This window comes from Kribbella sp. NPDC104218, from assembly GCF_055584105.1.
The window spans coordinates 51,523-74,312 of the sequence record NZ_JBVJMQ010000005.1 but is presented as its reverse complement, the minus strand read 5'-3'; the positions used below and the strand labels follow the sequence as shown (position 1 = coordinate 74,312).

The window sequence follows — 22,790 nt, the reverse complement described above, 5'->3', positions numbered from 1 at the left end:
GACGGAGCCTGTCGAACCTGCCTAATCTCTAGACAGACCCTAGACAGCTGGAGGCCCTCGCCCATGACCGAATCCGTAGCCGTGATCGGCGCCGGTGTGTCGGGCCTGACTGCCGCGTACCTGCTCACCCGGCAGTACGACGTCACCCTGTTCGAGACCGAGCCGCGGCTCGGCGGCCACGCGCACACCCACGACATCACCGACCCCGCCGGGCGCCCGCTGGCGATCGACACCGGCTTCATCGTGCACAACGACCGGACGTACCCGCTGCTGCGCCGGCTCTTCGCCGAGCTCGGTGTCCAGGCTCAGCCGACCGAAATGAGCATGAGTATCAGCGACCCCGCCAGCGGCCTGGAGTTCGCCGGCGGGCGTGGAGCGCCCGGCCTGTTCGCACAGCGTCGGCGTCTGCTGGACGCCCGTTTCGTGGCCCTGCTGACCGAGGTGCGCCGTTTTCACCACCGCGCCGCCGACTACATCGCCCGTACCGGTGACGACGACCTGACCACCCTCGGCGACTTTCTGACGGCCGAGCGGTTCAGCCAGCGCTTCATCCGGCTGTACGCCGTACCGGTCGTGGCATGCGTGTGGTCGTGCGGCGGCCGCTCCGCACTGGAGTACCCGGCCCGCTATCTGTTCCGCTTCCTCGACCACCACGGCATGCTCTCGATCGGCGGCTCACCGCAGTGGATGACCGTCACCGGCGGCTCCCGCCGGTACGTCGACGCTGTCGCCGCCAAACTCGGCCCCATCCGCAGCGGCACGCCGGTCCGGTCCGTACAGCGTCACCCTGATGGTGTGAGCCTGGCCGTCGCGGACGGCGACATCGTCGAGTTCGACCGCGTGGTGTTCGCGACGCATGCCGATCAGGCCCTCGACCTGCTCACCGATGCCACACCGGCCGAGAAGAACGTGCTGGGCGCATTCGAGTACAGCCAGAACGAGACAGTGCTGCACACCGACGACTCTTTGCTCCCAGCAACGAAGAACGCCCGCGCCTCCTGGAACTACGTCATCCGGCCCGGTGCGCCGCTGACGACGTACTGGATGAATCGTCTGCAGGCGCTCGAGACCGATGAGACGTATCTGGTCACGCTGAACGGCGCAGAGGCCGTCGACCCGGCGAAGGTACTCGCACGGATGAACTACGCGCACCCTGTCTACACACCGGAGGCCGTCGCCGCACAGCGCCGGCTGCCGGCCCTCAACAGCACCCGGACGGCATTCGCCGGGGCCTACCACGGCTGGGGGTTCCACGAGGACGGGTGCCGGTCCGGCGTTGCTGCGGCGTCCGCCTTCGGAGTCGAATGGTGAGTCTGCCAACCCTGCCGGCAATCGTCACTGGGCATGTCGGCCACGGCCGATCCATTCCGATCCGGCACCGGTTCAAGTACCGCGTCTACCAGTGGCTGGTCGACCTCGACGACCTGCCCCGCCTGCCGTGGTACCTGCGACCGTTCAGCCGGTTCGACGCCCGTGATCACCTCAGCGGCACCGGTCCGACCATCAAGGCCGACCTCCTGCGCTATCTGCGCAGTCAGGGCATCGAGTTCGACGGACGTGTCCTAATGCTCGCCAACGCTCGGGTATTAGGTCACGTCTTCGATCCGCTGACGGTGTTCTGGTGCGTCGACAGCCCGTATGTCGTCGCAGAGGTCCACAACACCTACAGCGGCCGCCACACCTATCTGCTAACCCCGGACAGCGACGGCGCTGCCGAAACCGCCAAGGAGTTCTACGTGTCGCCGTTCAACGACGTATCCGGTCGCTACCGGCTCCAGTTCGAGCTGGACCCCGAGCGGGTCCGAGTACAGGTGAGTCTGTCGCGTGAGGGCCGCACTGTTTTCGGTGCGAGCTTCGACGGTGTCCCCACCCCGGCAACGCCCCGCACAGTCCGCAGTGTCGTGCTGCGGATGCCGCTGATGCCGCAACGCGTGTCCGCGCTGATCCGGCTGCATGGTGTCTGGCTGTGGGCGCGAGGCCTGCCGGTGGTCCCGCGAGAGGCTGTCCGATGAGGGCCCGGCTCGCGCGGCTGGTAGTCGACCGGATGCTCGATCAGGTTCCGGTCCGGGCGATCTACCCGGACGGCACTGTTCGCGGTGCCGGCGCGGCTGACTCGCCGGCGCTCCGGATCGTCCGCCCGCAGGCCATGTTCGAGCGGCTGGCGAAAAGCCCGAAGATCGGCCTCGGCGAGGGCTACATGGCCGGCGACTGGACTGTGGCCGACGGCACCGATCTCGGCGAGCTGATGACGCCGTTCGCCGCCCGGCTCACCGAGCTCATTCCGCCGCAGCTGACGCGCTTCCGGCGCGTGGTGGACCGGCGTCTCCCCCGGCGGACGCGTAACACACCAGCAGGCTCCCGCGACAACATCAGCGCGCACTACGACCTCAGCAACGAGCTCTTCGCCGCCTTCCTGGACCCGAGCATGTCCTACAGCTCAGCGCTCTTCGAAAACGCCGATGCGGACCTGGAGACCGCTCAGCAGCGCAAGGTCGACCGCATCCTCGATCTGGCCGGTGTCGGGCCGGGCAGCCGCGTACTGGAGGTCGGCGCCGGCTGGGGCACACTGGCGATCGCTGCGGCCCGTCGGGGCGCACTGGTCACCGGAATCGGCCTGGCAATCGAACAGGTCAACTTGGCACGCAAACGCGCCGCAGAGGCCGGGCTGACCGACCGCATCGACCTGCGTCTCGAGGACTACCGCTCAGTCACCGGTACCTACGACGCGATCGTCAGCGTCGAGATGATCGAGGCTGTCGGTGAGGAGTACTGGCCGACCTACTTCCGTGCCCTGGAAGGGCTTCTGGCGCCCGGAGGCACCATTGCGATCCAAGCGATCCTGATGGATCACGACCGGCTCCAGGCGACCCGCAACTCCTACGGCTGGATCCAGAAGTACATCTTCCCCGGCGGCCTGATCCCCTCGCGCACTGCGATCGACCAGACCGTGGCCGAGCACACCTCACTCGTAGTGGACGACGACTTCCGTTTCGGCCTGGACTACGCCGAAACGCTGCGCCGCTGGCGACACCGCTTTCACGCCAACAGCTCGGTCGTCCGCGCCGAGGGCTTCGACGAGACGTTTCAACGGACCTGGGAGTTCTACCTGGCGTACTGCGAGGCCGGCTTCGCTTCTGGCTATCTCGACGTCGCCCAGCTCAGTTTGCGACGCCGTTCGTAAGATGTAGCCGTGAACTACAGCGAGCTGGTCGAGGTGGCGGACGGGGTCTTCTTCGTCCAGGGGTCTGCAGTCAACTGGGTGCTGATCCGTGAGGGCGAAGACCTCACTCTGATCGACGGCGGCTACCCAGGTGACGTGACCGCGGTCGAGGAGTCGATCCGCGCGATCGGACGCCGTCCCGAAGACGTGCGCGCCATTCTGCTGACACACGCGCACGTCGACCACATGGGGTCGGTGAACCCGTTCCACGAGCGCTACGGGACACCGGCGTACGCCGATCAGGCAGAGGTGGCCCACGCGCACCGTGAGTTCCTGGACCAGCTCGCACCGGCCAAACTGATCGCCAACCTGTGGCGGCCCGGAGTCCTGCCCTGGGCCGTCGGCATCGTCCGCAACGGCGCCATGCAGGACGTCGCCGCGCCGCACGTCCAGGCGTTCCCGAACGTCGGCGCGCTGGACCTGCCCGGTAAGCCGGTGCCGGTCCCGACACGCGGCCACACCGCCGGGCACACGGCGTACTACGTCCCTACAGCCGGCGTCGTGATCACCGGCGACGCACTGGTCACCGGTCACAAGATCGTGTCCGCACAGGGCCCGCAGCTGATCCCGTACCTGTTCCAGCACGGCGACCCGGCCGACCTGGTCGCCGCCGTCCAGCCGCTAGCGGAGCTGGACGCGGACGTCATCCTGCCGGGGCACGGCGGCGTCCACCGCGGCCCCGTGCGGGACGCGGTGGCCGCAGTACACGTCTAGGACTTCTTCTCGCGCCACTCGCGCTCGAACGGCAGCCGCCACGCCCGCGGCGCGATCAGCTGATGGATCGCGTTCGGCCCCCAGGTGCCGGGCTGGTAGGGCTTCACGGGCGGCGGGTCCTCCAGCAGGAGGGCCGAGCGGTCCCAGAGCGACTCGATGCCCTCGGCTGTCGTGAACAGCGTGTGGTCGCCGCGCATCGCATCCAGGATCAGGCGCTCGTAGGCCTCCAGGACGTCGCCGGCGCTCTTCGTCTCCTGGGTGGAGAACTGCATCGACAGCTTCTCCAGCCGCATCCCCGGGCCGGGCCGCTTGCCGTAGAAGGACAGCGACACCCGCGACGAGTCGGCCAGGTCGAAGGTCAGGTGGTCCGGCCCTTCGGAGCCGACGCCCGAGCCGACGCCGAACATCGTCCGCGGCGCCTCCTTGAACGCGATCGAGATGATCCGCTGCCCCTGCGCCATCCGCTTGCCGGTGCGCAGGAAGAACGGCACGCCGGCCCAGCGCCAGTTGTCGATCTCGACCTTCAGCGCGATGAACGTCTCGGTGTCGGAGTCCGGCGCGACGCCCTCCTCACCGCGGTACCCGGCGTACTGACCGCGGACGACGTCCGTCGGCTGAATCGGCAGCATCGACCGGAAGACCTTGTTCTTCTCCTCGGAGATGGCCCGCGGCTCGAGCGCCGTCGGCGGCTCCATCGCGACGAACGACATCACCTGCATCAGGTGCGTGACGACCATGTCCTTGAAGGCGCCGGTCGGCTCGTAGAAGGTGGCCCGCTGGTCCAGGCCGAGCTCCTCGGGGATGTCGATCTGCACGTGATCGATGAAGTTGCGGTTCCAGATCGGCTCGAACAGGCCGTTGGCGAAGCGGAACGCGAGAATGTTCAGCGCCGCCTCCTTGCCGAGGAAGTGGTCGATCCGGAAGACCTGCGCCTCGTCGAAGGTCTCGTGCACGAAGTCGTTGAGTTTGATCGCGCTGGCCAGGTCGTCGCCGAACGGCTTCTCCATCACCACCCGCGCCCGCTCCACCAGCTTGGCGTCGCGCAGCATCGCGATCACCGCCTGCGCGGCCTTCGGCGGCACCGACAGGTAGTGCAACCGGCAGACGCCCTCGCCGAGCAGCTCCTCCGCGCGGTGCACCGTCGCCGCCAGCGCCTCCGCGCCCGCCGACACCGAAACGTAGTCGAGCCGGCTCGCGAACTGGGCCCACTCCTCGTCGCTCATCCGGTGCGTGCCGTAGGTCTCGACGGCCTGTTTGGCCCGCTCGCGGAACTCGTCGGCGGTCAGATCCTCCGTGGCGGACCCGATGATCCGCACGTCCGGCGCGAACTTGGACTGCTGCAGGTATGCCAGCCCGGGCAGCAGCTTGCGCTTGGCCAGGTCGCCCGTCGCGCCGAACAGGACGATTACATGCGGCGCCAGCGGCTCCGGATCCCGTCGCGACGGCCGCGATCCGGGAGACGGATAGGCGATGGTCTGGGTACGGTCAGGCATAACGGCAGTGTAGGTCGTGTCTGTTTTCGATCAGGTGGTTCGTCGGTGAACTGTAAAGGCGAGAACAACCCCGGAGGACGACTGTGAAGTACCTGTTGCTGATCGCCGGTGACGAGAGCGCCGAAGCGCACGCATATGACGGCTGCGACGGCTGGTCGGAGGAGATGACGGCTCGCGGCGTCATCGAGGGCGGCGCTGGGCTGCACCCGCCGAATGAGGCGACCACCGTCCGGGTCCGGGACGACGAGCTGCTGCTCACGGACGGCCCGTACGCGGAGACGAAGGAGCAAGTCGGCGGCTTCGTGCTGATCGACTGCGCGGACCTGGACGAGGCCATCGAGATCGCCGCGAAGCATCCCGCGTCCGGGTACGGCACGATCGAGATCCGGCCCATCCTGGAGCTGCCGCCGGGAGTGGTGTGACGTACGCCGAGGTCTTCCGGACGGAGTGGGGCCAGGTGGTCGCCACTCTGATCCGGGTGACCGGGGACTGGGAGCTGGCTGAGGAGTGCGCCCAAGAGGCGTGTGCTGCCGCTCTTGAGCGGTGGCCGCGCGACGGCGTACCGGATCGGCCTGGTGCCTGGCTGACGACAGTGGCGCGGAACCGGGCCATCGACTGGCTCCGCCGGGAGGCGGTCGGTGCTGCGAAGCTTCAAGAGGCCGCCGCACGGACGCCGGAGCCGGAGCCCGCGTACGACGTCCAGGACGATCGGCTGCGGCTGATCTTCACCTGCTGCCATCCGGCGCTGGCGATGGAGGCCCGCGTCGCGCTGACGTTGCGGACGCTGGCCGGTCTGAGTACCGCGGAGATCGCGAAGGCGTTCCTGGTCGGTGAAACGACCATGTCGAAGCGGCTGACTCGAGCCAAGCAGAAGATCCGGCATGCCGGGATCCCGTACCGCGTTCCGCCCGCACACCTGCTGCCAGAACGCACACCTGCCGTACTCGCGGTGTTGTACCTGCTCTTCAACGAGGGGTACTCCGACGTGCTCCGGAGCAACCTGTCTGCAGAGGCGATCCGCCTAACCCGCCTACTGGTCCAGCTGATGCCGGCCGAGCCAGAAGCGGCCGGGCTGCTCGCGCTGATGCTTTTCCACGACGCCCGCCGCGACACGCGCCTCTCCGCCGACGGCACGCTCGTCCCCCTCGACGAACAAGACCGCACCCGCTGGGACGCCGTACTGATCGCCGAAGCCGAGCAGCTACTCGACCGAACGTTGCAGCAACGTCGTCCTGGCCCCTATCAGGTCCAGGCAGCCATCGCCGCCTGTCATGCGACCGCCCGGACCGCAGCGGACACAGACTGGCCGCAGATCGCCGCCCTCTACTCTCAACTCCCCCAAACCCCAGTAGTCGCCCTGAACCGGATAGTCGCCATCGGAATGGCCGACGGCCCCGCAGTGGCCCTCCAGCTCCTCAACCGCCTCAGCACCGACTACTACCTGTTCCCCGCCGTCCGCGCCGACCTGCTCCGCCGCTTGAACCGCTACCCCGAAGCCGCTGTGGCCTATCAGGAAGCCCTCCAGCTGGCCCCGACCGACAGCGACCGGAAGTACCTGGCGAAAAGATTCGCAGAGGTGTCCGTTCCGAGCTGACCTCGTCCGTCGGTGGGGTATGACGGATATTCAAGGGACCATCGCGGCCGAGCGGGCTGACCTGCTCAACCTGCTGACCGCACTGCCTGCCGAGGACTGGGACAAACCGAGCCTGTGCGCCGGCTGGCGCGTGCGCGAAGTAGTAGCCCACATCACCATGGCCTACCGCTACTCGGGGCCCCGCGTGCTTCTCGGGATGGCGAAGGCCGGGGGTAGCTTCAACCGGTTTGCCGACCGTGCGGCGCGGGCTGACGCAGCTGCGTTGAGTACGGCCGAGTTGCTCAGCTGTTTGCGCACCAACCTCGGCAACGTCTGGAAGCCGCCGGGCGGGCGCTACGAGGACGCACTGGCACATGACGTGATCCACGGGCTCGATATCACCGTTGCGCTGGGCATCGATCGGCAGGTGCCACTCGACCGGCTGCGACCGATCCTCGATGGACTGCGGTCTCGGCAGGCGAAGTACTTCGGCGTCGACCTGACCAACACCTCGCTGCGCGCCTCGGATCTGGACTGGTCCTACGGTGCCGGTGAACTGGTCACCGGCACCGCTCAGGACTTGGTACTGCTGATCAGCGGACGGGTCTCGTCAGCTGCGGCATCTTCGTGAGGTCCCGACGTACGCCGCTGGTACGCCGCGCTGAGGTCTCCCGGCGGAACAAGCGGCCGCCGAAGCGCAGGAACTCCACCTGACCGTTGGAGCCACGGACGAAGTTGGCACGGCCGACCAGGTCAGTACCGTCCGGCAGGAACTGCTTGACGTAGTCGTGCCGGTAGAAGCCCAGCTTCAGCGCTACCTCGCCTTCGAACTTTCCGGCGAGCTGTCCCTTGTCGGCGACCAGGTCGAAGCCGAACTCCTCATACTGTCCGTTGACGCCGATGCTGCCGCTGACGTACGTCCCCTCGTACTGCGCAAGCCGGTGTGGCGCCAGGTCTCGCACAACGGCCCGCTGGTTGCTGACGCCCGCGAACTCGCGCAACGCCCAGTCGTCGACGCACAGCTGGCTCACCAGGTCGGGGCCGCTCTCGGAGTTCGTCAGCACGGTGATGGCGAAGTCGCGCTTCGGCACGAGCAGGAAGCCGGAGTGGTGCCCGGTCCAGTCGCCTCCGTGCTGCACCACGATCGGGCCTTCCGCCGTCGGGCGGAGCATCCAGCCGATACCTGCGCCGTTCAGCTCGACGAACAGCGTGCCGCCCGGACCAGGGTTGGACTGCATCGCCAGCCGCGACCTGTCCCGGAGCAACTGCGGCAGAGCGCGGTGACCGAGGTGGTAGCGGGCGTAGCGCAGCTGGTCGCGCGCACTGGAGATCAGACCGCCGAACGAGTGCAGCGTGCGCGGCATCTGGTCGTACGCCGGGACCGCCACCGTCTTGCCGTCGATGAAGTCGTGTCCGGTGGCCACGCTCTGTCCGGCGAGCTCGCTGTAGAAGAAGCGGCTGTGGTTCAGTCCGAGCGGGTCGATGACGAGCTCACGCGCGGCCGCCTCGTAGGTCTTCCCGGTGACGACCTCGATGATCCGACCGGCCACTCCGATCGCTGCGTTGTTGTAGGAGAAGACCTTGCCGAGCGGCGTCACCTGCGGCAGGTCAGCGAGGCTGGCGACGTACTGGGCCAGTGCGTCGTCGCCCGCGCCCTTGTCGGTGAAGTCGTCGCCCAGCCAGCCGGCGGAGTGGTTCAGCAGCTGCCGGACGGTCACCCGCCCGCCAACGGACGGGTCGGCGGTCCGGAAGTCTGGCAGGTACCTGCGGACCGGGTGGTCGAGATTGACCTTGCCGCGCTCGACCAGTCGCATGAGGGCCGTCGCCGTGAAGGTCTTGGACGTCGAGCCGACCCGGAAGGCGGTATCCGCGGTCACCGGCGACGGGTTGTCGACGTTCGTCACGCCGAATCCGCGGACGTACTCCCGACCGCGGTACCAGACGCCGAGGCCGACACCAGGGATCGCGGACGCCGCCATGGCCGCCTCGACCTTGTCGAACAGCCGGCCGATCGCGGCCGGCTCGCGCGACCCCGCCGTCCGAGCGGTGCCGGTGGGCAGCACGGCAGGCGCCGCGGTAGCGCTGGACGCGGTCAGCGCGGCGGCGGGCACCGCCGCGGCCGCCGCGGCGAGTACGGTCCGTCGGGACGGGCCGGTGGATCGAGCCGGACTATCGGGCTGCGAGTGAGGTGACACGGCAGTCTCCTGAATCAGTAGGCTTTGATGCCACCAAAGATATTATTTCCAGAGTTGGAAACAATAGGGGTAGACCATGACCGAACCCTCAACTCCGCTGGCCGACCTGCTGCTGCACCCGGTGCGCTGGCGGATCACGCAGCGGGTGCTCGGCCGGGAGGTGACCACCACCGACCTCAAGGCCGACCTGCCGGACATCCCGGTCACGACGCTCTACCGGCACGTGGCCGCGCTGATCGAGGGCGGCGTCCTGACGGTCGTCCGCGAGCGGAAGGTCCGCGGCACGACCGAGCGCACCCTCACGCTGGACCAGACCACCGGCGGCCGGCTGAGCGAGGCCGAGGCACGCGCGATGAGCCCGGACCAGCATCGCCAGGCCTTCCTGCTGCTGCTGACCGCCTTGGCGGCCGACTTCGACCGAATGCTCGCCCGCGGCGACCTCGCGGACCACATCCATCAGCTCGGCTACAGCCAGCTCGCCCTGTACGTCGACGACGACGATCTCGCCGAGTTGCGGAGCCGGATCATGGCCGCCTTCCATCCCTATCTCGACGAGCGGCCCGACAAGCAGCGCGTCACCTGGTCACTGTTCTCACTTCCCGATACATAGGTCATTAAGAGATCGTCTGTTATCGAACTATCTGTTATGGTCACACCCATGACGACGACCGATGCGGTACCGGCGACCGGGCGGATGCAGGCCCTGGTCGTGCTGTGCGTGATGCAGCTGATGATCATCCTGGACGGGACCGTGGTGACGGTCGCGCTGCCGACGATCCAGCAGGAGCTGGGTTTCTCGGACGCCGGGCTGGCCTGGGTGATGAACTCCTACCTGATCGCCTTCGCCGGCCTACTACTGCTCGCCGGGCGGCTGGGCGACCTGGTCGGCGGACGGCAGGTGTTCATCGCCGGGCTCGGACTGTTCACAGCCGCCTCACTGCTGTGCGGTGTCGCCGGTAGTGCCGAGCTGCTGATCGCAGGGCGCTTCCTGCAAGGCGTCGGCGGCGCACTGGCCTCGGCAGTCATCCTCGGGATGATCGTCGGTCTGTTCCCCGCTCCTGGTGAGCAGGCGCGAGCAATGGGCATCTACAGCTTCACCTCGGCCAGCGGCGCCTCGATCGGGCTCATCTTCGGCGGTGTCATCACTGAGACCATCGGCTGGCACTGGGCGTTCTTGATCAACGTTCCGATCGGTCTGGCCGCGGTCGGCTTCGCACTGCGCTTGCTGCGCCGCCAACCCGGGCTCGGCCTCGGCAAGGGCGCTGACGTCCTCGGAGCCGCGCTGGTCACTGCCGGACTGTCTGTCGCGGTCTACACGATCGTTCAGCTCGCTGAGCCGCACACTGAGCTGCCGCGCACCCTGGTGCTGACTGCGCTGGCCATCGGGTTGCTGACCGCGTTCGTTATCCGTCAGGCCCGCGTAGCCAACCCTCTGCTGTCGCTGCGAGTCTTCCGTAGCCGTCAGGTGACGGTGGCCAACGTGGTGGTCATGCTGCTGTTCGCGGCCGGTTTCGGCTTCCAGTTCACCACTGCGCTCTATCTGCAGCGAGTACTCGGTTACGACTCGTTGTCGACCGGCCTCGCGTTCCTGCCGGCGCCGATCCTCAACGCACTGATGTCCCTGTCACTCGGGCCACGGCTGACCGTCCGGTTCGGCGCGCACCGGGTACTGGTCGGCGGCTTGGTCGCCTTCGCGCTGGCGCTGCTCTGGTTGAGCCAGGCACCAGTGGACGGGACGTACGTCGTCAACGTCGCACCGGTGCTCGCAGTCATGGGCGCGGGGGTCGGTGTGGCCATTCCGGCCGCCATCATGCTCGCCATGTCCGAGGCCTCTGCCGGTGACGCCGGTCTGCTCTCTGGCGTCACCAACACGGCACAGCAGGCCGGGGCCGCGGTCGGCACCGCCGTACTGGCCACTCTGGCCGCAGCGACCACTTCTGACCGGCTGTCGGCGGGTGCGGGCGACCTGTCAGCGCTCCGCGACGGGTACGGCGTTGCGTGGATCGCAGCCGCCGGATTCGTCGCCACGGGTCTCCTGCTGACGGTGACACTGCTGCGCCGGAGTTAGTCTGTCGGCCGTGAGTAGAACACGGAATCCGGACCGGCTGATCCTGTTCACCGACGCCGTCGTGGCGATCGCGATCACGCTGCTGATCCTGCCGCTGGTCGAGGTGGTCACGGAGTCCCGGGCCGAGGGGCTGACGGCGGTCGAGGTGGTCACCGAGCACAAGCCGCAGATCTTCTCGTTCCTGCTCAGCTTCGCGGTGATCGCGAACTTCTGGCTCGCCCACCACCGGGTCTTCGAGCACGTCCGCGCCTACAACTCGGTCATCCTGCGGCTCAACCTGCTGTGGCTGCTGGCGATCGTGATCCTGCCGTTCCCGACCGAGATCGTCGGCGCCTACAAGGGCGACCAGTTCACGGCCGGCTTCTACGCCGGCGGGATCCTGCTGCTCAGCAGCTGTCAGACCGCGCTCGCCTGGTTGATCAGCGGCCATCGCGAGCTCGAGAACCCGGACGACCCGGTCAGCGGGCGAGAGCTGCGGAACAGCTTCGTGCTGACCGGGCTGACGCTGCTGGCCTTCCTGCTGGCCGCGTTCGTCCCAGGTGTGACGTTCTACGCGTTGCTGCTGCTCCTGCTGTCGCCGGTGCTGATGCGGGTGCTCGATCGAGTGAGTCCGGCCCAGAAGTCGCAGTGATGTTCCTGGCTCAGATCGACCGGCCGAATGCCGGTCTGGTCGGTCGGAGCCAGCGAAAGGCCTTTAGGTGCACTGGGCAACCACTGCGGCCGGCCCGGCCCATTCGGGTTACCGGTACGGACGAACGCCGTCCAGTAGTCGATCATCTGGTCCGACAGACGCTGCTGCGTCGCAGTGAGCGGAAAGTCGTGGCCGCCAAGCCGGAAGAGGTAGGGCAACTCGACTGCGTGTGCAGCGCCCTGTCCGGGCTGGCTGAGTGGTGAGTGCTGATCGGCGAACTCGTAGGCGTACACCGGCACCTTGCGGGCCGCCTGCTTGCTGCTGGCGACCTGCGTGCACGACCAGATCCGGTCTGTGGTGACTGCGGCCCACGCGGCCGCCGGCGACTCGTAGCGGTCGAGCGGGTACTCCCGCAGTACTTTCGCTGCCTGTTCGGCGCCGACCATGTCGGTGACCAGCTTCGGGTAGTCCTTGATCTCACCGAACGCGGCCAGCCACGGCGTCGCCTCATCCTGGTTGTTGCCGGAGATGATCGGTACCCGGTGGAACAGCCCGGCCCGCAGCGCCTTCGCCGGGCTCAGCGGCAGCACCGCGCTGCCGTACGCGCTCTGAGTGAACTGCATCGTCTCAGCGAGCAGTACGTCGGATTTCGTCGCCCGAAGGCAGTCGAGCGTGGACTGACCGGGTTTGCAGGCCAGCTCGGGTCGCTTCGCCGCAGCCCACTCCTTACCGTCGGCCTCGACCTGACGAACCGGGTGCCAGAAGGAGTCGGCAGCCTGGCCCGGGTACTGACTGTTGGCCGGCCAGTCGAAGGCACATGAGCCGCTCTGCATGATCGCCTTGCTGTACAGGCCTGCTGAGGCCGGTGCGGTCAGCTGAGCGCAGACGCTCATGCCGCCAGCGGACTCCCCCGCGATCGTTACGTTCCGCGGGTCGCCACCGAAGGCGCGCGCATTGCGCTGCACCCAGCGCAGTGCGGCCTGCTGGTCCTGCAGTCCGAACGTTCCGGACCCAGGCAGGCCCGGGTAGCCGAAGAAGCCGTAGATCCCCAGCCGGTAGTTGACCGTGACCACCACGACGTCACCGCGGCTCGCCAGCTTCGATGCCTCGTAGCTGTTACCCGCACCCTCGAAGAACCCGCCGCCTGGGAACCAGACCAGGACTGCGCGCGGTTTGCTCGCCTTCGCCGCCGGCGTGGTGACGTTGAGGTACAGACAGTCCTCGACGCTGGAGCCCTTGGGTACTTCGGAGTTGGGCTGCTGCGGGCACGGATTGCCAAGTTTCGACTCGCGGACGCCGTCCCACGGCCGCACCGGCTGCGGAGCCTGCCACCTGAGCTTTCCGACCGGTGGAGCGGCGTACGGGATGCCGTCGTACACGCGGGCCTGGCCGACGGATTTCGCGCGCACCTGACCGGCGTCCGTCTGGACGACGTCGTCCGGGTGTGGGGCGCTACCGGGAAGCAGCAGTGGGATGACTGCGAATGCTGTCAGGAGTTTCATACCTGACAGCCTCGGCCGGAGTAGCTGTCGGCGGCTTCGGCCGGACGGTCAGGCCGCCACCGCCTTTGGTCTAACTGCGGCGCCTCAACAGGTAGGTGTCCATGATCCAGCCCTTGCGGTCGCGGGCCTCGGCGCGGACCTTTTCGATCTCCGGTGCGACCTCGCTGACCGGTCCGGCGATCAGAAGCTCGTCCGGCGTCCCGAGGTAGGCACCCCAGTAGATGTCGGCGTCCTGGTCGGTGTGGGCGGTGAAGGCGGTCTGTGCGTCCAGCATGACGACGACGTCGTCCACGCCGTCCGGCCAGGCCTGCGCCAGCCGGCGTCCGGTGGTGATCTGGACCGGGCGGCCGACCTGGTTCAGTGGGACCCGGTGCCGGGCGGCGAGCGTCGAGACGCTGCTGATGCCCGGAATGACCTCTACGGCGAAGGTCTGCTCGCCACGAGCCAGGATGTCGTCGAGGATCGCCAGCGTGCTGTCGTAGAGCGACGGGTCGCCCCACACCAGGAACGCGCCCACGTCGTCCGGGCCGAGGTTGGCCGCGATCAGCTCCGCGCAGACGTCGGCCCGGCGGCGGCGCCAGTCGTCCACCGCTTCGACGTACGCCGACGTCGTCCGGTCCCGCTCGGGGTCGCGGCCGACCACTACCCGATGCGTACCGGTCGCGTGCCGGCTCAGGATCTCCGTCCGCAGGTCGACCAGCTCCTGCTTGACGTCGCCCTTGTCCAGTACGAAGAACACGTCCGCCCGGCCGAGCGCTTTGACGGCCTGCAGCGTGACCTGGTCCGGATCACCGGCCCCGATCCCGATCACCACGATCTCCCGCATGCGCGGCAGCCTATGTCACCAGGCAGTGGGCTCAGCCGGCCCGCTGCCGCCCACGGCGCACGGGCTGCGCCTCGACCGGCGTGGCCAGGTGGCCGTCGACCAGCGTCTCCAGAGCCGCCACGAACGGCGCCTGCTGGTCCGCTGCGAGGGCCGCGAGCGTCTCCCGGTGCACGCGGTCGACGATCGCCTGCCCCTCCCGCGCCAGCTTGGCGCCGGCCTCGGTCACCGACACGATCCGCGCCCGCCGGTCCGTGGCCGACGGCTTGCGCTCGGCGTACCCCGCCTTCTCCAGCGCGTCGACGGTGACCACCATCGTGGTCTTGTCCAGGTACGACAGCTCGGCGAGCTGGATCTGCGTCCGCTCCGCCTCCAGCGCGTGGCCCAGCACGCACTGCATGCGCGTGGTCAACCCGATCTCGGCCAGCGCCGCGTGCAGCTGGGTCTCCAGCACATGCCCAGCATGGTTCAGGTAGCCGGTGAGATCAGGAACCGTCCGCATACTCGCCATCTGTCGAGGGTAGCTCGGGATCATCCCGCACCGGATCATCCCGCGTCAGATCATCACCTCCGCGCTCGGGACGTAGCATCGGCGTGTGGCGAGGACCGAGAGCGACCGGTGCCCGGGTGTGCTGGCAGTGCACCAGGCGGCCGATGGCGGGCTGGCTCGGGTTCGAGTGCCTGGAGGGTTGCTGAGTGTGACGCAGCTCGAGGTGCTGCGGCTGGCGAGTGCCGAGCTCGGCGACGGCAGACTGGAGCTGACGTCGCGCGGAAACCTTCAGGTTCGGGCGCTGCGACCAGACGGACCACGCGAGCTGTCGGACCGGCTGTTTGCAGCCGGCCTACTACCGTCGCTGGAGCACGAGCGAGTCCGCAACATCCTCGCCTCACCGCTGTCCGGGCTCGACGGCCGGCACGACGTACTTCCGGTGGCCCTAGCGCTGGACCGGGCGCTCTGCGCGCGGCCTGAGCTGGCCGGGCTGCCTGGGCGGTTCTTGTTCGCAGTGGACGACGGACGTGGCGATCTGGCGCAGCTCGGCGCAGACGTGCTGCTGCAGGCCATCGACGCTTCTGAGGCCTTGCTGTGCATCGGAACGCTCAGCGTGCGGGTGGCCTGGGAGAACGCAGTCGAAGTTCTGCTGGACGCCGCTGCAGCGTTTCTGGCGGTACGGGACGCGCAGGAGTGGCGGATCGCCGAGGTGGTTGACGGCGCAAGCCGCATCTTCGAGCGGCTCGGTCTGCTGCCCGGTAGCGAACAGCCGGTGCGCGGACTGCCGGTTGCGGCCGGTGCGTATGGCGGTGCACTGGCGGTGACCGTTCCGCTGGGTTCACTCGCTCAGGAGCAGGCGGTGGCGCTTGCTGAGCACGCTGCGTGGATTCGGGTGACGCCATGGCGTTCTGTCGTGATTCCCGCAGTCGATGTTGAGTCGTTGGCAGCTGTCGGGTTAGTCACAACCGCTAACTCGCCGTGGAACGGTGTGACAGCGTGTGCAGGCCGACCGGGGTGCGCCAAGGCGCTGGCCGACGTCCGGGCCGATGCGCGGCGCATCCTGCCGCGGCTGGCCCGGGACGGACGACGGATGCACTGGTCGGGCTGTGAGCGCCGGTGCGGCAAGCCGGTCGGCGACTTCGTCGACGTACTTGCTGTGGGCAACGGATATCTGGTCGACGGGGAACCGAGGGAGCAGTGGTGAGCGGGTTCGAGTACGTGCGCGACGGCGCGGAGATCTACCGGCGGTCGTTCGCGACCATCCGGGCCGAGGCCGCGCTCGATGAGCTGCCGGCCGACGTCGCGCAGGTCGCCGTCCGGATGATCCACGCCTGCGGCATGACCGATCTGGTCGCCGACCTGGCCTGGTCGGACGGCGTGGTCAAGAACGCGCGTGCGGCCCTTCAAGGCGGTGCGCCGATCCTGTGCGATGCACAGATGGTGGCGGCCGGCATCACCCGGCGCAGACTGCCCGCAGACAACCAGGTGATCTGCACGCTCAGCGAGCCGGGTGTCCCCGAGCTGGCTCAGCAGCTCGAGACAACTCGCAGCGCGGCCGCTGTCGACCTGTGGCTCGACCATCTGGCCGGTGCGGTCGTTGCAGTGGGCAATGCGCCGACAACGCTGTTCCGGCTGCTTGAGCTGATCGCAGCGGGCGCGCCGCGGCCGGCCGCCGTCCTGGGCATTCCGGTTGGTTTCATTGGCGCTGCGGAGTCCAAAGAGGCGCTGGCCGCCAACACGCTTGGGCTGGAGTATCTGGTGGTCCGGGGTCGTCGTGGTGGCAGTGCGATCACCGCTGCGGCCGTCAATGCGATTGCGAGTGAGGAAGAGTGACCGGACAGCTGTGGGGTGTCGGGCTCGGACCGGGCGACCCTGAACTCGTAACGGTCAAGGCGGCCCGGCTGATCGGCGCTGCGGACGTGATCGCGTTCCACAGCGCGCGGCACGGCCGGAGCATCGCGCGCTCGGTAGCCGCGCCGTACCTGCGGGACGGACAGATCGAGGAGCACCTGGTCTACCCGCTGACTACCGAGACCACTGACCACCCAGGCGGCTATCAGGGCGCCATGGACGACTTCTACACCGACTGCGCCGCCCGGCTCGCTGCACACCTCGATGCGGGGCGTGACGTCGTCGTACTGGCTGAAGGCGACCCGTTGTTCTACGGCTCCTATATGCACATGCACAAGCGGTTGGCCGATCGCTACCCGTGTGAGGTGGTTCCGGGTGTGACTTCGGTGAGTGCCGCGGCCGCCGTCCTGGGACGGCCGCTCTGTGAGCGGGACGAAGTGCTGACGGTGCTGCCGGGGACGCTGCCGCCGGATGTCCTGGCTGAGCGACTTCGGAACACGGACGCCGCTGCGGTGATGAAGCTCGGCCGAACGTTCGCCAACGTCCGTGAGGCCTTCGAGCTGGCAGGCCGCGCCGACGAGGCCTGGTACGTCGAACGCGCGACCACCTCAGCGCAGCGAACCGCTCCGCTGACAGATGTCGATCCGGACGACGTCCCGTACTTTTCGCTCGCGTTGCTGCCGAGCCCGATCAACAACACGCACTCGGCTCCGACTGTTGCAACTGCAGTCGAGGGGTCGGTGACGGTCGTAGGGCTCGGCCCGGCCGGGCCGGAGTGGATGACGCCGGAGGTGCGCGCAGCGATCGCCGGTGCGGACGATCTGATCGGCTACGGCCCGTACGTCGACCGCCTGCCGGACCGGGCGCGACAGCGCAAGCACGGGTCGGACAACCGGGTGGAGTCCGAGCGGGCCGCGTTTGCGCTCGACCTGGCTCGCAAGGGATCCAGAGTGGTCGTGGTCTCGTCCGGTGACCCGGGTGTGTTCGCAATGGCCAGTGCGGTGACAGAGGTCGCGTCTGAGCCGGAGTACGCGGACATCGCCGTACAGGTCCTTCCTGGGATGACCGCGGCGCAGGCGGTGGCCAGCCGGGTCGGTGCGCCACTTGGACACGACTTCTGTGTGCTGTCGCTGTCCGACCGGCTCAAGCCGTGGGAGGTGATCGCGCAGCGGTTGAGCGCGGCTGCCGCGGCGGACCTGGCAATCGCGATCTACAACCCTGCTTCGAAGACACGCACCTGGCAGGTCGCTGCAACGCGTGACCTGCTGCTGGAGCATCGGTCCGCCGAAACGCCTGTTGTAGTAGGGCGTGCTGTCGGCGGAGCGCGTGAAACGGTTACCGTGACGACGCTGGGTGAGCTGGATCCGGAGACTGTCGACATGCGGTGTCTGCTGCTGATCGGCTCCTCGCAGACGCGCACGGTCCAGCGAGCAGCCGGGCCGCTGGTCTTCACCCCGCGTCGCTATCCAGGTTAAATCTGTCGCGCTCACGGTGTCAGGTCGACCACAGGCGGGTACTGGTCGCGGGGAAGCTGACCTGTGAGGAGATCGGACGATGAGCAACGTCACGACCGTCCCGGAGCGACCGATCGTCGCAGCGGACACGGAGCCGGCGACCGACAACGAGCTGTTGGTCTACCGAGGGTTCAAGTTCGGTGCAGCCTTCTTCGGCTGGCTGATCGCGATCGCGATGGGCGTGCTGCTGTCCGCAGCCGTCTCCGCGGTGGCCGCGCTGACTGCGGAGATCCTCGACTACCGCCGCGGTGACGCTGCTGCACAGCCCGCAGCCGCCGGGATCACCGCAGCCACCATGGCGATTGTCGTGATGGGTGTGGCCTTCTACAGCGGCGGATACGTCGCCGGACGCCTGGCTCGCTTCGACGGCGCCCGCAACGGCTTCGGCGTCTGGATGGTCGCGCTACTGGTACTAGTACTCGCGGCTGGCGCCGGTGCGCTGCTGAACAGCCAGTACGACTGGCTGAGCGACGTACGCCGTCCTGACATCGCACTGTCCACCGAGGCGATGACTACCGGCGGTGTGCTGGCCACTGCGGCGATGCTGGTCGTCACACTGCTGACTGCCGTCATCGGCGGCAAGGCCGGCCAGCGGTACCACGACAAGATCGACCGCCTGCTCTGAACCTCTCTCCCTGAGCTGAGGCGCCACTGCGGGAAGAGGTTCGGGGCGGGCGGCGTTGTGCCTGACATGCTCGACGTCGTGGTGATCGGAGCCGGACAGGCTGGGCTGTCGGCCGCCTACCACCTGGTGCGGATGGGGTTCGCGCCGTACGACAAGGTCGTCGTACTGGACCGGAACGCCGCACCGGGTGGCGCGTGGCAGCACCGCTGGGACTCGCTGACCATGCACGACGTCCACGGCATTGCGAACCTGCCTGGCACGTCCGTACCGGAGTCCGCGGATTCTGAGCGAGCGAACGTGTTTGTGCCGTCGTACTTCGCGGAGTACGAGAAGCGGTTCGAGCTGCCGGTACTGCGGCCGGTCGCGGTCGAGAGCGTGCAGCGGATCGACGGCGGCTTCGAGGTCCGCACGGACAGTACGACGTACCGGACGGCCGCGATCGTGAACGCAACGGGGACGTGGGATCGGCCGTTCATTCCGTGGTACCCGGGCATTGAGACCTTCGCCGGGCGTCAGCTGCACACAGCGGACTACCGCGGTGCGGCGGAGCTGGCAGGCCAGGAGGTGCTCGTGGTCGGCGGTGGCGCGTCCGCCGTCCAGCTGCTGGCCGAAATCTCTGCAGTGGCGTCGACGACCTGGGTGACGCGTCGGCCGCCGGAGTGGCACAACGACGAGGAGTTCACCCCCGAGCTGGGCCGAAAGATCATCGCCAAGGTCGAAGAGCACGTCAGCGCCGGCCTCCCGCCGCGGAGCGTTGTCAGCGTCACCGGCCTGCACCTGCGCCCACAAGAACAGTCCGCCTGGGACCGCGGCGTGTACACCCGCCTCCCCATGTTCGCCCGCCTGACACCAGACGGCCCCACCTGGCCCGACGGCCGCCACCAACACATCGACACCATCCTCTGGGCCACCGGCTTCCGCTCCGACCTGGCCCACCTCGCCCCGCTCCACCTCCGCGAGCCCTCCGGCGGCATCCGCATGACCTCCACCGCCACCACCCTCGACCCCCGCATCCACCTCATCGGCTACGGCCCCTCCGCCTCCACCATCGGCGCCAACCGAGCCGGCTTCACCGCCGCCCGAGCCCTCCGCACCCTCCTCAACCCCTGACCCACCCGTCACACCCACCCACCCCGCCCTGTCTCCCTGTTGACGACGTACCCGTCCTGACCACAAGGAGCCAGCTGTGCCTGTTGTACTGCTCGAAGCGCATTGGGGGCGGCCGTAGACGAGGCGGCGGGGAACCGACTTGGGGAGTTCATCAGGGCTCGGCGGGACTTGCTGAGCCCTGCGGACGTCGGTCTCGCCGGACCACGGAGTACGCGTACGGCTGGGCTGCGGCGGGACGACCTGGCGACGCTTGCGGGTATCAGCACGGACTATCTTGCGCGGCTGGAGCAGGGGCGCGAGCGTAGTCCGTCGCATCGCGTCCTTGCGGCGCTGGCCGAGGTACTGCAGCTGGACGCCGAAGCGACGGAACATCTGCACCAGCTCGCTCATCCGCCGCCAGCGCATGTCGGCTTCGGATCCGAGGTGGTTGACCCGAATCTCGCGCGGCTGCTGACGGCCTGGGCGGACACCCCTGCGTTGGTCGTCAGCTCGGCGCTGGACATCCTCATCGCCAATCCGCTCGGCCAGGCGCTCTACGCACCCGCAGGGCCGCGGCCGAACCTGCTGCTGTTCACCTTCCTCGACCCGCAGGCGCGCGAGTTCTTCGTCGATTGGCCGATCGTGGCCAGCCGCGGTGTCGCAGCACTGCGAGCCGCCGCACCCGACTCGCCTCTGCGTCGGCAGGCAGTCATCGAGGAGCTGTCGGACGAGAGCCCCGAGTTCGCGCGGCTGTGGGCGCAACACGAGGTACGCCGGACGAAGTACGAGGTCATGCGCATTCGGCACCCTGTGGTCGGACGGCTCGATCTGGCGTATCACACGCTCACGGTGAACGACATGCCTTGGCAGCTCCTCAAAGTGTTCCAGGCCGCGCCTGGCAGTACGACCGAGCATGCGCTCCGCGAGCTGGCCGAACGGTAGGAGTCTCACACCCCGTCAATCCCGCTCCGCTCCGGTGACGATGACGCAGTCGATCGACACATCCCCGAGGAGCTGAACGTGAGTTTGAACAACCCCACCCGCCCCGACGAGCTGGTCCCCTCGCGCTACGCGCTGAAGGTCGGCGACATCGACGTCCTCGTGATCAGCGATGGCGTCCTGCCGATCACTGCCACCACCATGGCCACCAACGCCGCACCGGCCGAGCTGGCCGCGTGGCTCGACGAGATGTTCCTGCCGCCGGAAATGCTCGACTGGCCGCTCAACGTCGCGGTAGTCCGTAGCGGCGACCGGACCATCCTCATCGACTCCGGCCTCGGTACCGAGTTCCCCGGCTTCCCACGCGCCGGCCAGCTCGCTCTGCGCCTGGTCGGCGCCGGAATCGAGCCGGCGTCCGTCACCGACGTCATCCTCACCCACCTGCACATGGACCACATCGGCGGGCTCCTCGTCGAAGGCCTCCGCGGACGGCTCCGCCCCGACGTACAGGTCCATCTGGCCTCCGCCGAAGCCGAGTTCTGGCAGGCGCCCGACTTCTCGCGCACCGTCATGCCCGCGCCCATCCCCGAAGTCCTGCGGACCACGGCCGCCCGCTTCCTCGACATGTACCGCAGCCAGCTCCGTCCGTTCGAAACGGAGTACGAAGTCGCGCCCGGCGTCCTCATCCGGCGTACCGGCGGTCACACCCCCGGCCACAGCATCGTCCGCCTGGAGTCCGGCGGCGAGAGCCTCACCTTCGCCGGCGACGCCGTCTTCCAGCCCGGCTTCGACAACCCCGGCTGGTACAACGGCTTCGAACACGACCCCGAGGAGTCCGCCCGCGTCCGCATCCGCCTCCTCCAAGACCTCGCCGCCAGCGGCGAACAACTAGTAGCCACCCACCTCCCCTTCCCCTCCGTCTGCCACGTAGCCCCAGCCGGCAACGCCTTCCGCTTCGTCCCAACCGTCTGGGACCACTAAACCCATCGCCCACCCAGGAGGCCCCCGGCGACTACAGCCGGGGGTGGGGGTGGTTAGCGGAGGATGAGGGTTAGGAGGTGGGGGCCTAGGGATTGGAGGGTGGGTTCGTTGAGGTGGTAGGTGACGAAGCGGCCTTGGCGTTCGGCGGTGACGAGGCCGGCTCGGGTGAGGGCTTTGAGGTGGCGGGTTACTTGGGTGGGGTGGAGGTTCCAGAGGGCGGCGATTTCGCCGGCGGTGCGGGGTTCGCTGGCGACGGCTCGGCAGACTTGGAGACGGTCGGGGGCGGAGAGGGCTTCGAGGCGGGCGCGGAGCTGGGCGGCGGAGGGGACGGCGGGGCCGCGGCCGGTGGCGGGGTAGATGAGGGTGAGGGGTTCGCCGGGGATCTCGCCGAGGAAGAGGTGCGGGGCGATGTGGTTGCTGGGGACGAGGAGGAGGGAGCGGTCGGCGAGGTCGACGCGCTTGTTCTGGACCTTCTGGACGACGGCGCTGTCGCTGTCGCGGATTTCGATCGAGCTGTCGAGTGAGCTCAGCATCGCCAGGACTCCGTCGCGGACGGCGAGGTCACGGTCCTGGCGACCGCGGGCGGCCAGAGCGTCGCGTGACTCGGCCCAGACCTCGTGGAACCACGTCGCCCAGCAGGAGTCGAGCAGGTCGAGGAAACGACGTACCGGCTCGTCAGGTGCATCCAGCAGCGCGGTGACCAGCCCGTAGACCTCCGGACCGCGGCTACGCGACCAGTGCCGGACGGCGTCCGTGTCGACCTCGCGGCTACTCAGCGGACGGCCCCGCAGTGGCCGCACCAGCTCAGCAGCCAGCTCCGCCGCCGGACGGGCGCGCAGCGCGGCCAGCTCGTCCTCCCAGGCCGGTACGCCGGTCGCCGTACTGGTCACGAAGAACCGCGCTCGGACGGCGCGCACAGTCCACGTCCACTGAGCGAGCTCTTCGCGCAGCGAAACAGACAGGGGGACGCCGGACGCCCACTCGGCCCGGTCGTGATGCCCTGGCGCCGCAAGCACGTGGAGTGCGCAGCCGAGCTCGATCAGGGGTGAGGCGACGTGCCGAATGCGCTCCGGCGCCAGTCG

The 22,790-nt window shown here is 68.3% G+C and carries 23 protein-coding genes; 17 read left to right on the top strand and 6 right to left on the bottom strand.

The annotated features are described in order from the left end of the window. Positions 1 to 63: 63 nt before the first annotated feature. Genes ACZ6ZD_RS33755 through ACZ6ZD_RS33740 form a run of 4 tightly spaced genes read left to right on the top strand, consistent with a single transcriptional unit; the run spans position 64 to position 3,934 of the window. On the top strand, positions 64 to 1,311 hold the full coding sequence (locus tag ACZ6ZD_RS33755) for an NAD(P)/FAD-dependent oxidoreductase (RefSeq protein WP_465678306.1): 1,248 nt from the start codon (positions 64 to 66) through the stop codon (positions 1,309 to 1,311). After that, complete coding sequence (locus ACZ6ZD_RS33750) at positions 1,308 to 2,012, top strand: DUF1365 domain-containing protein (protein WP_465678305.1); 705 nt, start codon at positions 1,308 to 1,310, stop codon at positions 2,010 to 2,012. Before ACZ6ZD_RS33755 ends, ACZ6ZD_RS33750 begins: the two co-directional genes overlap by 4 nt. Further along, on the top strand, positions 2,009 to 3,181 hold the full coding sequence (locus ACZ6ZD_RS33745) for a class I SAM-dependent methyltransferase (RefSeq protein ID WP_465678303.1): 1,173 nt from the start codon (positions 2,009 to 2,011) through the stop codon (positions 3,179 to 3,181). The genes ACZ6ZD_RS33750 and ACZ6ZD_RS33745 overlap by 4 nt, the downstream gene beginning before the upstream one ends. 9 nt (positions 3,182 to 3,190) lie before the next feature. Then, positions 3,191 to 3,934: an MBL fold metallo-hydrolase gene (locus tag ACZ6ZD_RS33740; protein ID WP_465678301.1), complete on the top strand. Its 744-nt coding sequence runs from the start codon at positions 3,191 to 3,193 to the stop codon at positions 3,932 to 3,934. Here the strand turns inward: ACZ6ZD_RS33740 and zwf are convergent. Then, positions 3,931 to 5,427, bottom strand: a complete 1,497-nt coding sequence (gene zwf, locus ACZ6ZD_RS33735; RefSeq protein WP_465678299.1) for a glucose-6-phosphate dehydrogenase — start codon at positions 5,425 to 5,427, stop codon at positions 3,931 to 3,933. The two genes, ACZ6ZD_RS33740 and zwf, sit on opposite strands and share 4 nt — an antisense overlap. Before the next feature lie 83 nt (positions 5,428 to 5,510). On the opposite strand from zwf, the gene ACZ6ZD_RS33730 reads away from it, so the two are divergent. From ACZ6ZD_RS33730 to ACZ6ZD_RS33720, 3 genes are read left to right on the top strand one after another with little or no spacing between them, the layout of a single operon-like run. Then, positions 5,511 to 5,849: a YciI family protein gene (locus ACZ6ZD_RS33730; RefSeq protein WP_465678297.1), complete on the top strand. Its 339-nt coding sequence runs from the start codon at positions 5,511 to 5,513 to the stop codon at positions 5,847 to 5,849. Next, positions 5,846 to 7,021, top strand: a complete 1,176-nt coding sequence (locus tag ACZ6ZD_RS33725; RefSeq protein ID WP_465678295.1) for an RNA polymerase sigma factor — start codon at positions 5,846 to 5,848, stop codon at positions 7,019 to 7,021. Before ACZ6ZD_RS33730 ends, ACZ6ZD_RS33725 begins: the two co-directional genes overlap by 4 nt. A 19-nt stretch (positions 7,022 to 7,040) precedes the next feature. Then, a complete protein-coding gene (locus ACZ6ZD_RS33720) occupies positions 7,041 to 7,631 on the top strand; it encodes a maleylpyruvate isomerase family mycothiol-dependent enzyme (RefSeq protein ID WP_465678293.1) in 591 nt (196 codons plus the stop codon). Here the strand turns inward: ACZ6ZD_RS33720 and ACZ6ZD_RS33715 are convergent. Further along, complete coding sequence (locus tag ACZ6ZD_RS33715; RefSeq protein ID WP_465678292.1) at positions 7,594 to 9,195, bottom strand: serine hydrolase domain-containing protein; 1,602 nt, start codon at positions 9,193 to 9,195, stop codon at positions 7,594 to 7,596. The two genes, ACZ6ZD_RS33720 and ACZ6ZD_RS33715, sit on opposite strands and share 38 nt — an antisense overlap. Positions 9,196 to 9,271: 76 nt before the next feature. Between ACZ6ZD_RS33715 and ACZ6ZD_RS33710 the strand changes: the two genes are divergently transcribed. Genes ACZ6ZD_RS33710 through ACZ6ZD_RS33700 form a run of 3 tightly spaced genes read left to right on the top strand, consistent with a single transcriptional unit; the run spans position 9,272 to position 11,894 of the window. Beyond that, positions 9,272 to 9,805 carry a helix-turn-helix domain-containing protein gene (locus tag ACZ6ZD_RS33710; protein ID WP_465678290.1) on the top strand — a complete coding sequence of 178 codons (534 nt, stop codon included), beginning with the start codon at positions 9,272 to 9,274 and terminating at the stop codon, positions 9,803 to 9,805. 48 nt (positions 9,806 to 9,853) lie between these two features. After that, positions 9,854 to 11,263, top strand: coding sequence for an MFS transporter (locus tag ACZ6ZD_RS33705; RefSeq protein ID WP_465678288.1), 1,410 nt, complete (start codon positions 9,854 to 9,856; stop codon positions 11,261 to 11,263). Positions 11,264 to 11,273: 10 nt separating this feature from the next. Beyond that, a complete protein-coding gene (locus tag ACZ6ZD_RS33700) occupies positions 11,274 to 11,894 on the top strand; it encodes a TMEM175 family protein (protein ID WP_465678286.1) in 621 nt (206 codons plus the stop codon). On the opposite strand, the gene ACZ6ZD_RS33695 is transcribed toward ACZ6ZD_RS33700, so the two are convergent. The 3 genes from ACZ6ZD_RS33695 to ACZ6ZD_RS33685 all read right to left on the bottom strand — a co-directional run bounded on the left by ACZ6ZD_RS33695 (position 11,813) and on the right by ACZ6ZD_RS33685 (position 14,730). Then, positions 11,813 to 13,396 carry a carboxylesterase/lipase family protein gene (locus ACZ6ZD_RS33695; RefSeq protein ID WP_465678284.1) on the bottom strand — a complete coding sequence of 528 codons (1,584 nt, stop codon included), beginning with the start codon at positions 13,394 to 13,396 and terminating at the stop codon, positions 11,813 to 11,815. The two genes, ACZ6ZD_RS33700 and ACZ6ZD_RS33695, sit on opposite strands and share 82 nt — an antisense overlap. Positions 13,397 to 13,466: 70 nt before the next feature. Then, the gene (gene cobF / locus ACZ6ZD_RS33690; protein ID WP_465678283.1) at positions 13,467 to 14,222 is read right to left on the bottom strand and encodes a precorrin-6A synthase (deacetylating); all 756 of its coding nucleotides are present in this window, start codon (positions 14,220 to 14,222) and stop codon (positions 13,467 to 13,469) included. A gap of 31 nt (positions 14,223 to 14,253) precedes the next feature. Beyond that, positions 14,254 to 14,730, bottom strand: a complete 477-nt coding sequence (locus ACZ6ZD_RS33685; RefSeq protein WP_465678281.1) for a MarR family winged helix-turn-helix transcriptional regulator — start codon at positions 14,728 to 14,730, stop codon at positions 14,254 to 14,256. Positions 14,731 to 14,815: 85 nt separating this feature from the next. Here ACZ6ZD_RS33685 and ACZ6ZD_RS33680 point away from each other — a divergent pair, with 85 nt between their 5' ends. The 7 genes from ACZ6ZD_RS33680 to ACZ6ZD_RS33650 all read left to right on the top strand — a co-directional run bounded on the left by ACZ6ZD_RS33680 (position 14,816) and on the right by ACZ6ZD_RS33650 (position 21,708). Then, complete coding sequence (locus tag ACZ6ZD_RS33680; RefSeq protein WP_465678279.1) at positions 14,816 to 15,913, top strand: precorrin-3B synthase; 1,098 nt, start codon at positions 14,816 to 14,818, stop codon at positions 15,911 to 15,913. After that, on the top strand, positions 15,907 to 16,542 hold the full coding sequence (locus tag ACZ6ZD_RS33675; RefSeq protein ID WP_465678277.1) for a precorrin-8X methylmutase: 636 nt from the start codon (positions 15,907 to 15,909) through the stop codon (positions 16,540 to 16,542). Before ACZ6ZD_RS33680 ends, ACZ6ZD_RS33675 begins: the two co-directional genes overlap by 7 nt. Next, on the top strand, positions 16,539 to 18,035 hold the full coding sequence (locus ACZ6ZD_RS33670; RefSeq protein ID WP_465678275.1) for a precorrin-2 C(20)-methyltransferase: 1,497 nt from the start codon (positions 16,539 to 16,541) through the stop codon (positions 18,033 to 18,035). The genes ACZ6ZD_RS33675 and ACZ6ZD_RS33670 overlap by 4 nt, the downstream gene beginning before the upstream one ends. Before the next feature lie 79 nt (positions 18,036 to 18,114). Beyond that, positions 18,115 to 18,699 carry a hypothetical protein gene (locus ACZ6ZD_RS33665; RefSeq protein WP_465678274.1) on the top strand — a complete coding sequence of 195 codons (585 nt, stop codon included), beginning with the start codon at positions 18,115 to 18,117 and terminating at the stop codon, positions 18,697 to 18,699. 66 nt (positions 18,700 to 18,765) lie between these two features. Continuing rightward, a complete protein-coding gene (locus ACZ6ZD_RS33660) occupies positions 18,766 to 19,809 on the top strand; it encodes an FAD-dependent oxidoreductase (RefSeq protein ID WP_465678272.1) in 1,044 nt (347 codons plus the stop codon). A 102-nt stretch (positions 19,810 to 19,911) separates the two neighbouring features. Further along, on the top strand, positions 19,912 to 20,730 hold the full coding sequence (locus ACZ6ZD_RS33655; RefSeq protein WP_465678270.1) for a helix-turn-helix domain-containing protein: 819 nt from the start codon (positions 19,912 to 19,914) through the stop codon (positions 20,728 to 20,730). 78 nt (positions 20,731 to 20,808) lie between these two features. Next, complete coding sequence (locus ACZ6ZD_RS33650) at positions 20,809 to 21,708, top strand: MBL fold metallo-hydrolase (RefSeq protein ID WP_465678268.1); 900 nt, start codon at positions 20,809 to 20,811, stop codon at positions 21,706 to 21,708. 53 nt (positions 21,709 to 21,761) lie between these two features. Here the strand turns inward: ACZ6ZD_RS33650 and ACZ6ZD_RS33645 are convergent, their stop codons facing one another. Next, positions 21,762 to 22,787, bottom strand: coding sequence for an ArsR/SmtB family transcription factor (locus tag ACZ6ZD_RS33645; protein ID WP_465678856.1), 1,026 nt, complete (start codon positions 22,785 to 22,787; stop codon positions 21,762 to 21,764). Between the last annotated feature and the right edge of the window lie 3 nt (positions 22,788 to 22,790).